The organism is Agrococcus sp. KRD186, assembly GCF_017168255.1.
In the GTDB taxonomy this organism is placed as follows: Bacteria; Actinomycetota; Actinomycetes; order Actinomycetales; family Microbacteriaceae; genus Agrococcus.
The window spans coordinates 679108-695255 of sequence record NZ_JABFAP010000001.1 but is presented as its reverse complement, the minus strand read 5'-3'; the positions used below and the strand labels follow the sequence as shown (position 1 = coordinate 695255).

At 67.8% G+C, this 16148-nt stretch carries 12 protein-coding genes and 1 tRNA gene; 3 read left to right on the top strand and 10 right to left on the bottom strand.

What is annotated here, in order from left to right:
- Window positions 1-617: 617 nt before the first annotated feature.
- Complete coding sequence (locus J1M46_RS03455; RefSeq protein ID WP_206446542.1) at window positions 618-2963, bottom strand: AAA family ATPase; 2346 nt, start codon at window positions 2961-2963, stop codon at window positions 618-620.
- 1071 nt (window positions 2964-4034) lie between these two features.
- Window positions 4035-4496, bottom strand: a complete 462-nt coding sequence (locus tag J1M46_RS03450; protein ID WP_206446541.1) for a hypothetical protein — start codon at window positions 4494-4496, stop codon at window positions 4035-4037.
- Window positions 4497-4758: 262 nt separating this feature from the next.
- On the opposite strand from J1M46_RS03450, the gene J1M46_RS03445 reads away from it, so the two are divergent.
- Window positions 4759-5241, top strand: coding sequence for a hypothetical protein (locus tag J1M46_RS03445; RefSeq protein WP_206446540.1), 483 nt, complete (start codon window positions 4759-4761; stop codon window positions 5239-5241).
- Window positions 5242-5819: 578 nt separating this feature from the next.
- Here the strand turns inward: J1M46_RS03445 and J1M46_RS03440 are convergent.
- The 4 genes from J1M46_RS03440 to J1M46_RS03425 form a co-directional block, all read right to left on the bottom strand.
- Window positions 5820-6590, bottom strand: coding sequence for an ATP-binding protein (locus J1M46_RS03440; RefSeq protein ID WP_206446539.1), 771 nt, complete (start codon window positions 6588-6590; stop codon window positions 5820-5822).
- Entirely contained in the window at window positions 6587-8152 is a 1566-nt protein-coding gene (istA, locus tag J1M46_RS03435) for an IS21 family transposase (RefSeq protein ID WP_342384255.1), read from the bottom strand. Before istA ends, J1M46_RS03440 begins: the two co-directional genes overlap by 4 nt.
- A 243-nt stretch (window positions 8153-8395) precedes the next feature.
- On the bottom strand, window positions 8396-8560 hold the full coding sequence (locus J1M46_RS03430) for a hypothetical protein (RefSeq protein WP_206446537.1): 165 nt from the start codon (window positions 8558-8560) through the stop codon (window positions 8396-8398).
- Window positions 8561-8730: 170 nt separating this feature from the next.
- Window positions 8731-8806: transfer RNA gene (locus J1M46_RS03425), tRNA-Ala, on the bottom strand.
- Between the two features lie 113 nt (window positions 8807-8919).
- Here J1M46_RS03425 and J1M46_RS03420 point away from each other — a divergent pair.
- Both J1M46_RS03420 and J1M46_RS03415 read left to right on the top strand, forming a co-directional pair.
- On the top strand, window positions 8920-10287 hold the full coding sequence (locus J1M46_RS03420) for a potassium transporter TrkG (protein WP_206446536.1): 1368 nt from the start codon (window positions 8920-8922) through the stop codon (window positions 10285-10287).
- Entirely contained in the window at window positions 10280-11002 is a 723-nt protein-coding gene (locus J1M46_RS03415; RefSeq protein WP_206446535.1) for a potassium channel family protein, read from the top strand. The genes J1M46_RS03420 and J1M46_RS03415 overlap by 8 nt, the downstream gene beginning before the upstream one ends.
- A gap of 71 nt (window positions 11003-11073) precedes the next feature.
- On the opposite strand, the gene J1M46_RS03410 is transcribed toward J1M46_RS03415, so the two are convergent.
- Genes J1M46_RS03410 through J1M46_RS03395 form a run of 4 tightly spaced genes read right to left on the bottom strand, consistent with a single transcriptional unit; the run spans window position 11074 to window position 16098 of the window.
- Window positions 11074-11904 carry an HpcH/HpaI aldolase/citrate lyase family protein gene (locus tag J1M46_RS03410; RefSeq protein WP_206446534.1) on the bottom strand — a complete coding sequence of 277 codons (831 nt, stop codon included), beginning with the start codon at window positions 11902-11904 and terminating at the stop codon, window positions 11074-11076.
- Window positions 11901-12455, bottom strand: a complete 555-nt coding sequence (locus J1M46_RS03405) for a MaoC family dehydratase (RefSeq protein WP_206446533.1) — start codon at window positions 12453-12455, stop codon at window positions 11901-11903. Before J1M46_RS03405 ends, J1M46_RS03410 begins: the two co-directional genes overlap by 4 nt.
- Window positions 12452-14398, bottom strand: a complete 1947-nt coding sequence (locus J1M46_RS03400; RefSeq protein ID WP_342384254.1) for an acetyl/propionyl/methylcrotonyl-CoA carboxylase subunit alpha — start codon at window positions 14396-14398, stop codon at window positions 12452-12454. Before J1M46_RS03400 ends, J1M46_RS03405 begins: the two co-directional genes overlap by 4 nt.
- Window positions 14399-14403: 5 nt before the next feature.
- Window positions 14404-16098, bottom strand: a complete 1695-nt coding sequence (locus J1M46_RS03395; protein WP_206446532.1) for a carboxyl transferase domain-containing protein — start codon at window positions 16096-16098, stop codon at window positions 14404-14406.
- Between the last annotated feature and the right edge of the window lie 50 nt (window positions 16099-16148).

Below are 16148 nucleotides of genomic sequence, written 5' to 3'. Positions count from 1 at the left end.
AGATTGTAGCAAAAGCACAGGGGTCAGAGCCGCGCCCGGAGCGTCCGCCCTCCCTGTCAGTCGCACTCGCAAGATCACCGAACGGCAACGGCAGAAGCTGGTCGACGCCTACCGAGCGGGAGCGCGAGTCAAGGACATCACCGAGCAGGCAGGACTGTCGAAGGACCGAGTCATCGTCCAGCTCAACAAGGCTGGTGTCGAGCGTCGACCCAGGTCGATGAGCGAGCAACAGGCTGACGAGGCGGTCCAGCTGTACGAATCTGGACAGTCACTAGCTCGAGTCGGTGAGCGGCTCGGCTTCACCGCCAGGACGGTACAACCTGGGCTGAGGAGCCGAGCTGGCGTCTTCCGCGACAGCCACGGTCGTGTTCGCTGACCCCCGATGTCCGCTCGCAGAATCCACCGGCTGCCCGCCTACTTCGCTGCACGTGGCTGCTTCCGGCATGCCGAGTCGGTCACCGAGCTGCTCCATGAGCTTCAAGGTGGAGTCCAGCACCGAGTGCACCCAGCCGTCAAGCCGGAGATCGTCAGCGTCCTTCAAGAGCAACTCGCGGAGGCCAGCGCGACCTTCTGATCGTGTCCTCCGCAGCGTGACCGAGCGAACTAAGAGCACGAGGCTATAGTTGCTCGGGCAGTGGCGCCGGGTCGTGATCTACTAGGTCCAACGGATCGAGCTCCAGGATGGCGCACAGTCCGTCGAAGTGCTCCTCGTCGACGTGCCTCATGAATGTGAACACGGCGCCAATCGCTGTCTTCACCTCGTCCGGGCTGACCGTTAGCTCGGTGTGAGGCGTGTCGCTGTGCGAATAGGCATGCGTATATCGAGTCAGCCGTTGACGGAGTGCATCAGGGTCGCCGGCGTATCCGGACTTACTCAGGAGCGACGCCGCGTCCTGCATTGCGCCGTTGAAATTCGCGGCGCTACCCGGCCGCTTGAACGCCATGAACGTCTCTAGCAAGCGTCGAATGACGTTTGGAAAGAGGAGCTGGGCGTCAAGCCGATTTTCAAGACTGTCATCTTCCTGAAGCTTCTGCTTAATCTCGCTAACCGCGATGAACGCGTGGTGGTAGGTCGAGCGCACCTTCTTCCGGGCCTTCTCGGAAGGCGGCCAACCGACCAAGACCGGCTCCCGTCGTGGAACTCCGGAATGCACCCGGTGCTGAGACTTGATCTCATACAACCGACTCGGTATTTGCTTCTTGAGAGCGTCTGGCAGACCTCCAAGCTGGATGTCCCATTGCCGAAAGAGTTCGAAGTTGTGCGTCAGTAGGAACAGTTGCGCCACATGCTCTTTCGAAACCGTCTCGGTCCAGATGGAAGTGGAAACCCCCATGAATATGTCGCTGTCGAGGCTCGATACGGGATCATCGATAACCACGATCGCCTTGCCTGCAGAGTTATCGAAGCGAGCCACAGATTCCAGGAAGTGGACTAGCGTGATCGCTGTACGCTCGCCGACGCTTAGGCCATGCGCAGGTTTGCCCAGTCTCGTAACCCGGTATCGGTCTTCGTACGACTCGAACTTGAGCTCGTTGCGACCGAGCAGTCGCGCGACTCGCTCAGTGAGCACCTTCGCTGAAGGCGACGGATCACCGTCGACAGCTTCGAACTCCGCGACCTTCTCTCTCAGGCTGGAGACCTCGCCGGCGAGGCGAAGCGCGTCTGCCGACACGGTCTCAGATTCATCTACGAGAGCCTGTACGGCAGCTTCGGCCTTCTTGAGATAGTGTCGCTCAACCTGTTGCGCCGCAGCAGTGACAAGCTCGGCATGGCCCTCTACTCGCTGGTTGTGCTCGCGACTCACCGTCTCCAGCGCGGCGCCCGGGACGCTTACAGCCTGCGTCACCTCGGCGTCGTCAACCTCCAAGACATTGGCCCGCTTCGCGTCGATGCGTTCGCGAACCTTGCCGGTCCAGTCGTTCAATCCGCGCGCCGCGGCTTCGAACTCGATACGTGCTTTGTCCTGTGACGGGCGCAAGTCATCGAAGAGTAAAGCTCGCGCTACGACGCGGTTGAGGCTCAACGTGACGTCTGCGTCCAAGGCATCGAGTTCCTTAGCAAGGGCATCCAAGTCTTGCTGGAGGACGGCTACCTCATCGGAAAAGTGCTTTTCGATCTCCGCTCTGCGCTCCGCCGTGAGCGGTCCGCTGCAGAAGAGACACGTATCAGCATGCACGTGCAAGTCCGCTCCGGCTTCGACCCAAGAAGTTGCATCTGGCCGAGCGACCAATGTGTCGAGCGCGACTGCCACAGGCGACTTCCGGAGCGCGATCTCAACTCTTCGTGCGAGGTCATCTGGAACTGAAATAGAGAGTTCCGGTATTTGGACGGGATCGCGGTTTCCCGCTTGCACGAACTTCTCCTGCGAACGCAATGTTGCTTCGTCTAGTTCCCCCCAATCGGCATGCGATCCGGCAAAGGCGCTCCTGACAGTGCCAGATGAGAAGTGGCTCTTCGAGGCGTACCTGCCACCAGCGGCACTCACTGCGCCAACTACAAATTCAGAGACGTTCTGATGTTCGCGGGTGATTTGGCCCGCGATCTTCTTGCCCTTGGCGATGGCCGCAACGTGTTTCTCAGACTCCGCATCAAGTTGCGGACGAAGTTCTTCAAGTCGGCGTTCGGCTTCGACAGGACGTTCGCCGACCGTCAGGACCGCCGGCATGTCTGCATCGTCACTCGTCAATCGGTGCGAGCGGGCGACAAAGTGCTCATTGAATACGAACAGCCGACCGAAGATTGCGTGATCTTGATTGCTGGTTTGCGAACGAACACCGTTGGCTTCGACGTCAATCGATACCCGCCGAAAGGCATCTCCACCGTGGGTGAGCTGTTCTAGTGCTGATGCAAGCGATGTCTTGCCAGTGCCATTCGCGCCGTAGATGACGTTGATACGTCCGAAATCTGGGAGCGCTGACCCCCACTTGTAGTCCTGCCAATTCCCGCACCCCTCGATGGACACGAAACGACGTAGCACTAGAGATCAACTCCGTTTGATCCGAGTCCAAAGAACCGCTCGAAGAACTGGCTGAGGCGTGTCATCCGTCGACGCTGCCTCGCAGGTCGTTGGCGATGCGCCGGATGGTCTTGTGCAGTTCGGCGCGCTGGGTTTCTTTGGTGGTCGGCGGCATGTTCGGTTCTCCTCCACGCTGAGGGCGTGCGTCGGTTGATGCTGGGGCGCGTTCCTCACCGTATCGGCGCCGACCAACGCGCCCGGGGTTTGGCACGACTCTGGCGAGCGGCCCCGCGCGCAGAACTCGCCGCGCGGCGCGTGTCACGGGGTCGACATAGGTTCGGCGCGTGACGACGAGACCGATCGAGTGGGATGTGCTCCACCTGCTCGACGGTTCGCCCCTGGCGGTAATCGGGCTGGTGTGGCTGGGCGCGAAGCGCGAGCCGTACTACCGGGCAGTTACCGCGAACCGGGATCGAGCGAGCCGAAAGCTGCTCGGATACTGGCGCAACCTCGACGACACGCACACCGCGTGCCTGGCGCCCTACGAGCAAGCCACGGGCCATGCTATCTGTCCTGGCGGACAGTGGCCGAAGCTGCAGGTGCCGCCGCGGAGGCCGCCGCCGGAACCGCACGAGCCGGGCCGGGCGGCGCGGCCAGGCAGGCACGCCTCTCGGGCTTGAGGCGTACCCTGCCTGTTCGATCCAATCGACCAGGACGACCCGTTCAGCCAGGTCGGCGTCGACGTCTGCCCGGAGTGCCGCGCGGTGCTGCAGGAGGACGGCTGCCGTGGATGCGGTTGGGCGAAATCGGTGTCGCTGGCGAAGCATGAGCGGCCAAGGGAGGCGATGAACTGCCGAGCATCAGCGGGTGGTGAGCGTAGCCGCCGGACCTGTGACGTCAGCGCCCGCACCTACGCTCACGCCATGACCCTCTGCCCCGTCGAGTGGGACGTGCTCTGCTTGGTGACGGGGACAGGAAGCAGCCCGCTGCAGATGCCGGCGCAGAAGCCGCCACCCGCGGCACACGAGAAAGGACGGGCCGCGCGGCCAGCACTCCACTGCGCCGGGCGGTGACCGCTCACTTGATGCTCAGCGCAGCCCGTACCTCACGCAGGACATCGACCCACGCATCCTCACGATCCTTGTCGTCCGGCGGGCGCTTCATCAGTCGCGTGTACGCACTCATTGCTGCGACGACAGCGTTGGGCCCCACCATCTCGACATCACTCATCGCTTCAGGCAGAGCGGTCCGCACGGACTCGACCTGCGCTGACATTCGATCGGCCGCGCCCCTGCCCACCGGCTGTGCGCCAGCGACCGATCGCATCTGCTCGCTCTCGAGCATCACAGTCGCCTTGGTCAGGTTCAGCCACTTGCGGAACGCCTCAAACCGCCGCTCTCGAACCCACCGGGCATGCTCGCGCCGCTGCTGAATCGTCGCCCCGATCCAGCCAGCCAAACCAGTGAGCGCAGCACCGCCGAAGATCGACAGGAGCGCGAGCAACGTCGGATCGATGGCGGCCACAGGCGAATCGGTCATGCCACGAGCCTAAGACTGCAGCTGCCACAACGACGAAGAGCGGCCCGCCACCTCCGAAGAGGGACAGTGCTGCGGGCGAGGATCAGGATCTGCGCCCAAGTGCGGACCATCATCTTCACCCGGTGAACTTCCACGCCCGGGCGATCTTGAGCACGCCCTGTCCGGGGCCGTACACGTCGGGCCAATAGGCCACGTAGGTGAGCGCGTACTTCGGCATCGCGCTCACCGCGCAGTCCCGCTCGTTGCGGCTAGGTTGAGCATCGTGGACATGGACCCTCAGACCCTTACCTGGCTCATGCAGACCGCGAAGGCCGGTCTCGACGTCGCGATGGGTGAAGTGCGCGACTGGCGCGAGCGCAAGGCCGACGGGGCAGACGACAGTGAGAGGCCCGAGACGTTGCTCGAGATTCCTGCACGTGCTTCCGAAGACCCGAACTGGATCGTCAGCCGAGTAGCGCGCCACGGCCCGACCGGCGCCTTTCGGCTCGCCCTTGTGAAGACCTCGAGCGCGATCGCGGAGAACGTCCGCGTCTTCAACGCGAGCATGACCACATCGCTGCGCTTAGTCGGCGACACCGAGTGGCCAGGGACGTTCGCAACGATGGAGCCCGTGACTTTCGTCGTACTTGATCCGGGATTCTTTGGCGAGACCGCACCGGTGATCGGAATCGAGTGGGACGGGCATGACGGCGAACGTCGCGAGACGACCTTCCCGTTGCCCGGCCACTTCGGCGTCTGGTCCTGATGACGCACGATGCCGCTCGCACGGCGCGTCAGTTCGCGGCGCAATTGCGTCACGAGTCCATCCCAGTGGCCGACCAACGCCGCCCACAGGCGAGACGCCGCGCATCTGCGGGACGGTGAGACGCGTAATATCGACCCGCTCGAGCAGCAGCATGCAGCGGCGGAAGTCGGCGTGGTCGTGCGGGTGGTCTATCCCGCTCCCGTGGATGTCGCCGACGCGCTCGCCAGTGAGTCGCTGCACGATCGCATCGGAAAGGAGGCCCCGCTCGCCGTTCGGTCAGGTCCAGCTCCCGTCGATGAAGCGAATCGCGGCTCTCGCGCGCAGAAGCTCTTCGGCCGCGGAGGGCGACTCGGCGAACGCGCTGTGATCCGCCTTCTGCCCGGAGAGTTCGCAGAAGGTTCCTCGTGCCTTGTAGCGGCCGTCCGTCAGTCGGTCGCAGCGGATCGCTCCCCACGAGCCGAGTGGGATTCGTGGTCTATGGCGCGTAGCCCTTCTCGGTAGCGTGGGTCCACGTGGTTGGTAGCGGCGTTCTGGGGAGCTGGTAGCGGCCCGGTCGGTGGTGACCGGGCCGCCTGCTGTTACTCCCAGTAGTCGTCGCTCGCGCGGGCGCGTTCCTGACGGAGTCTTCGCATGTCGATCTCGCCGAGGTTGATCGTTCTGGCGCGGTTGGCGAGCCGGTTCACGATGGAGTCGGCGGCGACCCGGTCAGGGAGTTCGGCAACCCAGTGCGCCGGTCCTGTCTGCGAGGCGATCATCGTGGGGAGCCGGTGTTCTCGGTTCGCCAGGACGGCGAACAGGTCGCTGGCGGCGTCGCTGTCGATGCCGACGGTGAGGAAGTCATCGATGATCAGCAGGTCCGTCTCCGATAGCTCGTGCAACAGCTTGCGGTGCGCGATGCCGTCGGTGCGGGCGATGACGAGCCGGCGTGCGAGCTCGTCCATCCGGGCGTAGAGGACCGCGTGCCCGTTCTGGCAGGCGGTGATGCCCAGCGCGCATGCGAGGTAGGTCTTCCCGCCGCCGGTGGGTGAGACGATGAGCAGGTTCATGGGGTCTGCCCGCCAGTCGTGTTTGGCGTAGCGTCGCATCCGCACCGGGGTGATGCCGCGCCCTTCCCGATAGTCGATCTCGGCGATCGAGGCGTCCGGGATCGGGAACCCGGCCTGCCGGATCAGCTTCTCGACCTTGTGTGCGCGCCGCTGCTCGAGCGCGTCATCGACGGCGGTGAGGAACAGCTGTTCCGGAGTGAGCTCGTCGTTCGTCTCGTCCTGGATGAGTTCGGCGAGCCGGGTCGCGACGTGCGTGACCCGCAGCGCGCGGAATTTGTCGTAGTCGATGCTCGTGAACGTCATCGGCTTGCCTCCTCGCCGGTGGCGTAGTGGGAGGCGTCGCGCACGAACACGTCCGGCCCGAACCTCACCCCGCCGGCCCGTTTCCTTGTCGAGGCGGCCGGGATCACCGGCCGTGGCTTCTTGGCGTCGCTGTCGATGCCGGCCATGAGCCGCTTGAGTGTCGTGTAGGTGGCGTGTCCGCTGCGGTTCACCAGTTCCTGACAGGCTGCCTCCAGCCGTTCACGGTTGCGCTTGCCGAGTCCGCCCAGAATGTTCTGACAGTCCAGGTAGCCCTGCGCCTCGATCGCATTCCGGTCGAGGACCTGCTCGATCACCTGCACGGTCGCCGGGCCGAAGCTCCGCGCCCGGTCGGTGAACCAGCGCCTGGACCAGAGCCCGTCGATGTTGCGGTGCTGCGGCGGGACATGCTCGGGCAAGGTCGAGTACTGGCCCTTCCGGCCCGTCAGCCGCCGGTGTTCGCAGACGATCTCGTGCCCGTCGAACACCGTTACCCGCGTCGAGGTGAGCCGCACCCGCAGCAGCTGCCCGGCCAGCGCGTAGGGGACGGAGTACCGCTGGGAATCGGCGGTGACGTGGTAGTTGCGTCCGGCCTTCAGCTCCTTCCACGCCACCTCCTCGAACGCGGCATCCGGCAGCGGCCCCAGCAGGTGGGCTTCCTCAGCCTCGAACCGCTCCCATCTGGTCGTGTCGTCCGCGCGGCGGATGTCGTGGTTGATCTCCCGCACCCGCTCATCGATCGCCTCGTTCAGCTCCGACAGGGTCGTGAAGACATCCTCTTCGAGGTAGCCGATGACGCGCTTGTTCACCACGTTCACCGCGCTTTCGGCAGCCGCCTTGTCGCGGGGACGTTTCGCTCTGGCGGGCACGATCGCGGTCTCGTAATGGTCGGCGAGCTGCTGATACCTCGCGTTCACGATCCGCTCCGCGTCGCCCTTGTGACGCTGGTGCGTCGAGGTCGTCGGGTTATCGGGCACGACGATCTGCGCGACACCCTGAAAGTGGGCGAACGCGCGCACGTGAGCGTCCAGCCACGCCTCGCTCTTCATATCGGCGTAGGCGCGGCAGAACAACGCCCCCGAGAACGGCAGCACCGCCACGAACAGCACCGCCCTGGTGATCGCGCCGCTGACGGCGTCGACCAGATCGATCGTGTCACCGGCCCAATCCACCAGCATCGCCCGGCCCGGCTCGTGATGCAGCGTCGCGACCAGATCATTGGTGCGCACGTAGCCGGCGAACAAGGCGCAGAACTGCGAGTACCCATACTTCTTCTTCGCGCCCGTCGCGGACGCGTCGGCATACCGTCGCCATGCCTGCAGCAGCGTGAAGTGCCGGTTCTGCTTCATCGACGCCAGCACGCGTGCAAGATCCGGCTGCTCGTACTCGTCTGCCAGCCGCCTGCGGCCGTCCGGGAACCACTCCCCGAGATCGGCGTCGCTCACCGCCGCAGCCGAGACAACCCCGCGCTCCGCGATCGCTTGCTTGACCCGCGCCACGTCGCGATGCGAGCACCCCGCGATCTCCACGACCTCCCGGTAGCTGCGCCGCTCCAGCAGCAGCACCAGAATCCTTCGATAGTCCGCCATGAACTCCGCCTTCCAAACGAGAAACGACGACACCCCTGTGTCGCCGTTTCCCAGCAGAGCACCGCGCCAGCCCCAGCGCTACCGCGTTCCCAGAATCGCGCTACCAACTGCGTGGACTCGCGCTACCAAAAGGCGCTACTCGCCAGTCTACCCATTGCGCGCCTCCAGCCACTGGACGACGTCGCCGGCCTTGTAGCGGGCGTGGTTGACGAGGCGGAGCTAGCGGGGGCCGCGCCCGTGCTGGCGCCAGTTCTGCAGCGTTTTGACGCTGACGTGCAGCGCGGCAGCGACTTCGCGTTCGTTGAGCAGCGTGCCGGGCGAGCGCTCGCAGAGGTCGATGCGCACGGAGGTCAATTCGGTCGTAATTGCGTTGATGATGGTCACGCTACGTACATCTGCCGGGCCCATCGACGCGATCCGACGAAAGTCTAGGAACGATTTGTACTCCCTGGGAGCAACTTGGAGGTGCGGACCGGATCGCGGGGTCTTGCGGTTTTCGCCGCGCCGCCGATCGAGTGCTCCAACGGAAAAACCCCCGGTCTCCCGGGGGTTTTTGGTGGATCTGGGGAGACTCGAACTCCCGACCCCCTGCATGCCATGCAGGTGCGCTACCAGCTGCGCCACAGACCCTTGCACTGCTTCAGGCTTCCCGAAGCAACCCCGCAACTATACATGACCCGCTCGGCGTTTGTCACATCGAGCCTGTGCGGCGCACCCTCCGCGCAGGCGTATGCTCATCGCTCGTGCAGGCGACTCGCCGCCCCCGACCGGGCCTCATCCAGCTGTGGGAACGACAGCATCCCGCCCGGCGCATCTTCGCCGGGTTCGTCGCGCTCAACCTCATCGGCTGGGGCTTGCTCATGCTGCCGATCTCTCGCCAGGGCGAGGGGGCAGCCACGTGGATCGAGGCGCTCTTCACGGCCGTCTCGGCCGCGTGCGTGACCGGCCTCACCGTCGTCGACACCGCCCTCTACTGGACGCCCGTCGGCCAGGTCGTCATCCTGCTGCTCATCCAGCTCGGCGGCCTCGGCGTCATGGTGTTCGCGAGCCTCGTCGGCATCTTCGTCGTGCGACGCCTCACGCTCGGCTCGCGCCTCACCACCGCCCAGGAGGCGCACGCGGAGGGCCCCGGCAGCGTGCGCCGCATCGTCGTCAGCATCCTCAAGATCGCGCTCGTCGTCGAGGGCTCGGTCGCGCTCATCCTCTGGCTGCGCTTCTGGCTCGGCCGCGGCGAGGATCCGCTGCACGCGCTCTGGCTGGGCGTCTTCCACGCCGTCTCCAGCTACAACAACGCCGGCTTCGCGCTCTTCAGCGACAACCTGATGGGCTTCGTCGACGACCCCTTCATCCTGCTGCCGCTCGCCACCGCAACCATCATCGGCGGCCTCGGCTTCCCCGTCATCGTGCAGATCCTCAAGCACGCGCCGAACCCGCGCCGCTTCTCCATGCACACCTGGCTGGTGCTCGTCGGCACCGGCAGCCTGCTCGTGATCGGCACGCTCGCCATCGCGGTGCTCGAGTGGAACAATCCGGGATCGCTCGGCGCGCACTCCCCCGCCACGCGCATCCTCGACGCCTTCTTCCACTCGGTGCAGACCCGCACCGCCGGCTTCAACGCGCTCGACATCGGCCGGTTCGAGCCCGAGACGCTGCTGGTGATGGATGTGCTGATGTTCATCGGCGGCGGCCCCGCAGGCACCGCCGGCGGCATCAAGATCACCACCTTCGGCGTGCTGCTGGCGATCATCCTCGCCGAGGTGCGCGGCGACCCGGCCGTCACCGTGTTCGGCAAGCGCCTCTCGCGCGCCGTGCACCGCGAGGCCATCACCGTCGCACTGCTCGCCGTCGGGCTCGTGTTCGGATCGACGATCGTGATCATGCTGCTCACCCACATCGACCTCGACCAGGTGCTGTTCGAGGTGGTCTCCGCCTTCGGCACGGTCGGCCTCTCCACCGGCATCACCGCATCCGTCGGCACCCCCAGCCAGCTCATCCTCATCATGCTCATGTTCATCGGCCGCGTCGGCCCCATCACCGTCGCCACCGCGCTCGCGCTCCGCCCCCGCAGGCTCGCATTCGAGCTGCCCAAGGAAAGGCCCGTCATTGGCTAAGCTCCGCAACCCCTTCGACCCGACCACCATCGGCTCGGCGAGCTCGGTCGCCGTCATCGGCCTCGGCCGGTTCGGCACCGCGCTCGCGCTCGAGCTCATGGCGCACGGCACCGAGGTGCTGGGCATCGACGACCAAGAGGATGCGGTGCAGGCGCTCAGCGGGCAGCTCACGGGCGTCGTCACGGGCGATGCGACGAAGCCGGAGCTCATCGAGCAGTTGGGGCTGGCCGAGTTCGACCGCGTGGTCGTCGCCATCGGCACCGACGTGACCGCGAGCATCCTCGTGACCAGCCAGCTGCTGCGCGTGGGCGTCAAGGAGGTGTGGGCGAAGGCGGTCGACGAGCGCCACGCGCTGATCCTCGACCAGCTGGGCGTCGAGCACGTGGTGCGGCCCGAGGCCGACATGGGCCGCCGCCTGGCCCACATGGTGCGCGGCGCGATGGAGGACTTCCTCGAGATCGAGCCCGGCTACGCCGCCGTGCGGCTCGAGGCACCCGCGAGCATCGCGACGGTGCCGCTGCGCGAGCTCGCGCTGCAGGCCAAGCACGGCATCGGCATCGGCGCCGTGAAGCGGGGCGGCGAATGGATGGTCGCCAACCCCGAGACTCGCTTCGAACCCGGCGACACCGTGCTCGTGCACGGGCGCACCGGCAAGCTCGAGGCCTTCGCGAGCCACTGGGCCAAGCTGCGCGCCGCCGAGCGCAAGAAGCACTAGCGCGCGACCGTCACGCCGGGCTTCAGCGGGCGTTCCCGCTGTGCGCGCAGGGCCCTCCTGCGGTGGGCAGGCTACCCTCGCGGGCGCGCCCGCTCGACGAGGCTGCGCGCGTGCCGCAGGATCGGCTCGTCGACCATGCGCCCCTCGAACGAGAATACGCCGGGCGTCGCCTCGGCCGCGGCCAGAATGCGCCGTGCCTCGTCGACCTGCTCCTCGGTGGGCGCGAACGCCCGGCGGTAGGGCTCGACGTGGTTCGGATGGATCGCCGCCTTGGCACCGAAGCCGCTCGCGGCGGCGTCGAGCGCCTCCAGGTGCGCGCCGTCGAGGTCGGCGATGTCGGTGCGGATCGCGTCGATCGCGGTCTTGCCGAACGCGCTCGCAGCTAGCAGCACGCGGCTGCGCGCATGCATGGCGACGTCGCGGTAGCCGCCGTCGTCGCCGCGGCTCGAGGTGCCGCCCATCGACGCCACCAGATCCTCCGCGCCCCACATGAGCGCCACGACGGCGCCGTGGTCGGCGATCGCCTCTGCCGCGAGCACGCCGCGGGCGGTCTCGATGAGCGCCACCACGCGCACGCCGGGGATCGCCTCGGCGACCGCATCGACCTCATCCGCCGACTCGGCCTTCGCGAGCATCACCGTGCGGAACGGGCTCGCCGCCACCGCCTCGAGGTCGTCGCGGAAGCCCGCCGACGAGCGCGACTGCACGCGCACGATCGTGCGCGCGGGGTCGAGCTCGGCGGCCGCGATCGCGGCGCGTGCGGCGGCCTTGGACTCGCCACCGACCGCGTCCTCGAGGTCGAGGATCACCGCATCCGCTCGGTCTGCCGCCTTCTGGAACCGGTCGGGCCGGTCGCCGGGGCAGAACAGCAGCGCCGGGCCCATCGCGAAGCGGCGGGTCATGCTGTTGCCCCCGCGCCAGTGGCCGCCGGTCCCTGCGCGTCCGGCGAGCCCTGCATGAGCACCTGTCGCACGGCCTTCGCGACCACCTCGCCGTGCTGGTTGCGGGCGATGTGCTCGAACGTGGCGATGCCCTGCGCGGGCCGCGACTTCGACTGGCGACGTCCTGTCACGCGCGTCTCGCAGTAGATCGTGTCGCCGTGCTTGACGGGCGCCGGGAAGGTGATGTCGCTGAAGCCGAGGTTGGCGACGATCGTGCCCTGCGTGAGCTGCCCGACCGAGAGCCCGACCATGGTCGCGAGCGTGTGCATCGAGTTCATGAGCGGCTCGCCGAACTCGGTCTGCTCGCTCCAGTGCCGGTCGAGGTGCAGCGGCTGCGGGTTCATCGTCAGCGTCGTGAAGAGCACGTTGTCGGTCTCGGTCATCGTGCGGCCGGGGCGGTGCTCGTAGACGACGCCCTCCTCGAGCTCGTCGAAGTAGAGGCCGCGCTGCGTGATGCGCCGCGCAGTGTCGGTCTCGGCAGCGGTCTCGGCTGCCGGCGTGGTCTCGCTCATGCGCTCTCCCCCTCGATCGGTGTCACGGTCGCGAGCTCCTGCCCGCGGGTGACCTGCTCGCCGCTGGCGACGTGCAGGTGCACGGTGCCGGCGACGGGTGCGCGCAGCACATGCTCCATCTTCATGGCTTCGACGCTGATGACCGCCTGGCCCTCCGCGACCGTCTCGCCGTCGGCGACGTGCGCGGCGACCACGGTGCCGGGCATCGGCGAGGCGAGGCTGGGCGCGGCCGGGCCACGACCACGGCGGATGCGCGGTGGCGCCTCCACGAGGAAGTCGCCATCGCGGGTGCGCACCCAGGAGCCCTCCGGCGTCTCGCGCACCCAGGGATCGCGCGACGTTTGCAGCACATCGATGGAGCCATCGGCGCGGGTCACCGTGGTTCGCTCACCGAGTGTCTGCACGGCGGCAATGCCATCGCCGTCGCGCAGCTGCGTGCGGCGGCCGACGGCGCCGCCCATGCGCCAGCCGTCGAGGCGCCAGGCGCCAACCGGGCCGAGGCTGGGCGGCACCGCGCTCGCAGCCACCATCGCGAGCACCGTGCTGGGCACTCCGTTCGGTGCACCGCCCGCAGCGATCCGCTCGCCCTCGCGGTCGATGAAGCCCGTGTCGAGCTCGCCCGCGCGCACGCTCGGCTCGTCGAGCAGCGCACGCAGGAACCCGCGATTCGTGACCACACCGAAGATGCTGGTCTCGGCCAGCGCGTCGCGCAGACGGTCGATGGCCTCCGCGCGCGTGGCAGCGCGCACGATCAGCTTCGCGATCATCGGGTCGTAGCTCGAGCCGACCTCGCCGCCGCGCTCCACGCCGGCGTCGACCCGCACGCTGCCGTCCTGCTCCCAATCGTCGGGCCACTCGAGCTCGAGCACCGTACCGCCGGTGGGCAGGAAGCCCGCCGCGGGATCCTCGGCGTAGATGCGCGCCTCGATCGCGTGGCCGGTGAGGGTGAGATCCTCCTGCGCGATGGCGAGCGGCTCCCCCGCGGCGATGCGCAGCTGCTGCTCCACGAGGTCGATGCCCGTGACCATCTCGGTCACCGGGTGCTCGACCTGCAGCCGCGTGTTCATCTCCATGAAGAACGGCTCGTCGGGCCGGTCACCCGCGACGATGAACTCCACCGTGCCGGCGCCCACATAGCCGACCGAGCGGGCCGTCTCGACCGCCGCCTGCCCGATCGCCGCGCGCTGGGCATCGGTGAGCAGGGCGCTGGGCGCCTCCTCGATCACCTTCTGGTGGCGGCGCTGCAGCGAGCACTCGCGCTCGCCCAGGTGGATCACGTTCCCATGCGTGTCGGCGAGCACCTGCACCTCGATGTGGCGCGGGCTCGTGACGAAGCGCTCGATGAACAGCGTGTCGTCGCCGAACGACGAGCTCGCCTCGCGGCGCGCGGCGGCCAGCGCCTGCGCGAGCCCGGCCGGCTCGTCGACGCGGTACATGCCCTTGCCGCCGCCGCCGGCGGCCGGCTTGATGAGCACCGGGAAGCCGACCCGCTCTGCGCCGGCGATCAGGGCGGCGTCGTCGAGCCCCGGCTCGGCGATGCCCGGCACGGTCGCGACGCCGCGCGCCTCGACCGCGTGGCGGGCGGAGATCTTGTCGCCCATGGTCTCGATCGCCGAGGCGGGCGGCCCGATGAAGACCAGCCCCGCGTCGGCGCACGCGTGCGCGAAGCCGGCGTTCTCCGACAGGAAGCCGTAGCCCGGGTGGATCGCCTGCGCGCCGGTCGAGCGCGCGGCCTCGATGATCTTCTCGCCCGAGAGATACGTCTCCCGCAGCGGCCCAGCCCCGAGCGAGACGACCTCGTCGAAGTGGTCGGGGTGCGGCGAGGGGTCGTCTTCGGCGCGCACGGCGACCGAGCGGATGCCCATCTCGCGCAGCGTGCGCGCGATGCGGATGGCGATCTCGCCGCGGTTGGCCACCAGCACGGTGTGGAACATCTCCGGCATTCCCATCACATCCTGAACACGCCGAAGCGCGGCTCGGGCAGCGGCACGGCGGTCACGACGTCGAGCGCCATGCCGAGCACGCGGCGGGTGTCTGCCGGGTCGATCACGCCGTCGTCCCACAGCCGCGCGCTGGCGTAGTAGGGATTGCCCTGCCGCTCATACTGCTCGCGCACCGGGCGCTCGAACTCGTCCTGCGCATCCGCCGACCATTCGGAGCCCGCGGCCTCGAGCTGCTCGCGCTTGACGGTGGAGAGCACGGATGCGGCCTGCGGCCCGCCCATCACGCTCACGCGGGCGTTGGGCCACAGCCACAGGAACCGGGGGTCGTAGGCCCGGCCGCACATGGAGTACGTGCCGGCGCCGAAGGAGCCCCCGATGACGACGGTGAGCTTCGGCACGCGCGTGGTGGCGACGGCGGTGACCATCTTGGCGCCGTGCTTGGCGATGCCGCCGCGCTCGGCCTCGGAGCCCACCATGAAGCCGGTGATGTTCTGCAGGAACACCAGCGGCACGCCCCGCTGGTCGCACAGCTCGATGAAGTGCGCGCCCTTCATGGCCGACTCCGAGAAGAGCACGCCGTTGTTGGCGATGATGCCGACGGTGTGGCCGTGCAGCTCGGCGAAGCCGGTCACGAGCGTCTCGCCGTAGCTGGCCTTGAACTCGTGGAACTCGCTGCGGTCGACGATGCGGGCGATGACCTCGCGCACGTCGTAGGGCGTCTGGAGGTCGGGCGGAACGGCGTCGTAGAGCGTCGACGGGTCGACCGCGGGCGGCTGCGGGTCGTCGGCGATCGGCGATGCGCCGTATGGCGCGTGGGCGAACCAGCCGAAGACGCCCTTCGGCGTGGGCCGCGCGCCGGTGACGCCGCGATCCTCGTGCGGCAGCGCCTCGACCATGTCGCGCACGATCTCGAGCGCGTGCACGTCGTCGTCGGCGAGGTGGTCGACGACGCCCGAGACCTCGGCGTGCAGCACGCCGCCGCCGAGCGACTCGGCGTCGATCACCTCGCCCGTGGCCGCCTTCACCAGCGGCGGGCCGCCGAGGAAGATGGTGCCCTGGTCGCGCACGATCACCGTCTCGTCGCTCATCGCCGGCACGTAGGCGCCGCCGGCGGTCGACGAGCCCATCACGGCAGCCAGCTGCGGGATGCCGAGCGCCGACAGCTGCGCCTGGTTGAAGAAGATGCGGCCGAAGTGCTCGCGGTCGGGGAAGACCTCGTCCTGCATCGGCAGGAAGGCGCCGCCCGAGTCGACCAGCGCGATGCACGGCAGCCGGTTCTCGCGCGCGATCTGCTGCGCGCGCAGGTGCTTCTTCACCGTCAGCGGGTAGTAGGTGCCGCCCTTGACGGTCGCGTCGTTGGCGATCACCATCACCTGCCTGCCGTGCACCAGCCCGATGCCGGCGACGACACCGGCCGAGGGCGCATCCCCCGGGCTGCCCTCGGCAGGGCTCCCGTAGACGCCCCAGGCTGCCAGCGGCGCGACCTCCAGGAATGGGCTGCCCGGGTCGAGCAGCGCGTCGATGCGGTCGCGCACCAGCAGCTTGCCGCGCGCGACGTGCCGCTCGCGGCTCTTCTCGGGGCCGCCGAGCGCCACCGTGCCGAGCCGCTCGCGCAGCTGCGCCACCAGTGCCTGCATGGCAACGCGATTCGCCTGCGCCGCGTCGGAGCTGCTGTCGACGTGGCTGGTGAGTGCGTGCATGCCCCTACCGTGCCACGTCGGCGTCGGGTGCGTGCGCAACCTGCCCGCTC

Excerpts from the sequence above, each read along its gene's own strand:
- J1M46_RS03450 (WP_206446541.1), bottom strand. The coding sequence starts at position 4,496 with ATGACCGATTCGCCTGTGGCCGCCATCGATCCGACGTTGCTCGCGCTC.
- J1M46_RS03440 (WP_206446539.1), bottom strand. The coding sequence starts at position 6,590 with ATGACGTTCACGAGCATCGACTACGACAAATTCCGCGCGCTGCGGGTC.
- J1M46_RS03410 (WP_206446534.1), bottom strand. The coding sequence starts at position 11,904 with ATGACCCGCCGCTTCGCGATGGGCCCGGCGCTGCTGTTCTGCCCCGGC.
- J1M46_RS03405 (WP_206446533.1), bottom strand. The coding sequence starts at position 12,455 with ATGAGCGAGACCACGCCGGCAGCCGAGACCGCTGCCGAGACCGACACT.
- J1M46_RS03400 (WP_342384254.1), bottom strand. The coding sequence starts at position 14,398 with ATGCCGGAGATGTTCCACACCGTGCTGGTGGCCAACCGCGGCGAGATC.
- J1M46_RS03395 (WP_206446532.1), bottom strand. The coding sequence starts at position 16,098 with ATGCACGCACTCACCAGCCACGTCGACAGCAGCTCCGACGCGGCGCAG.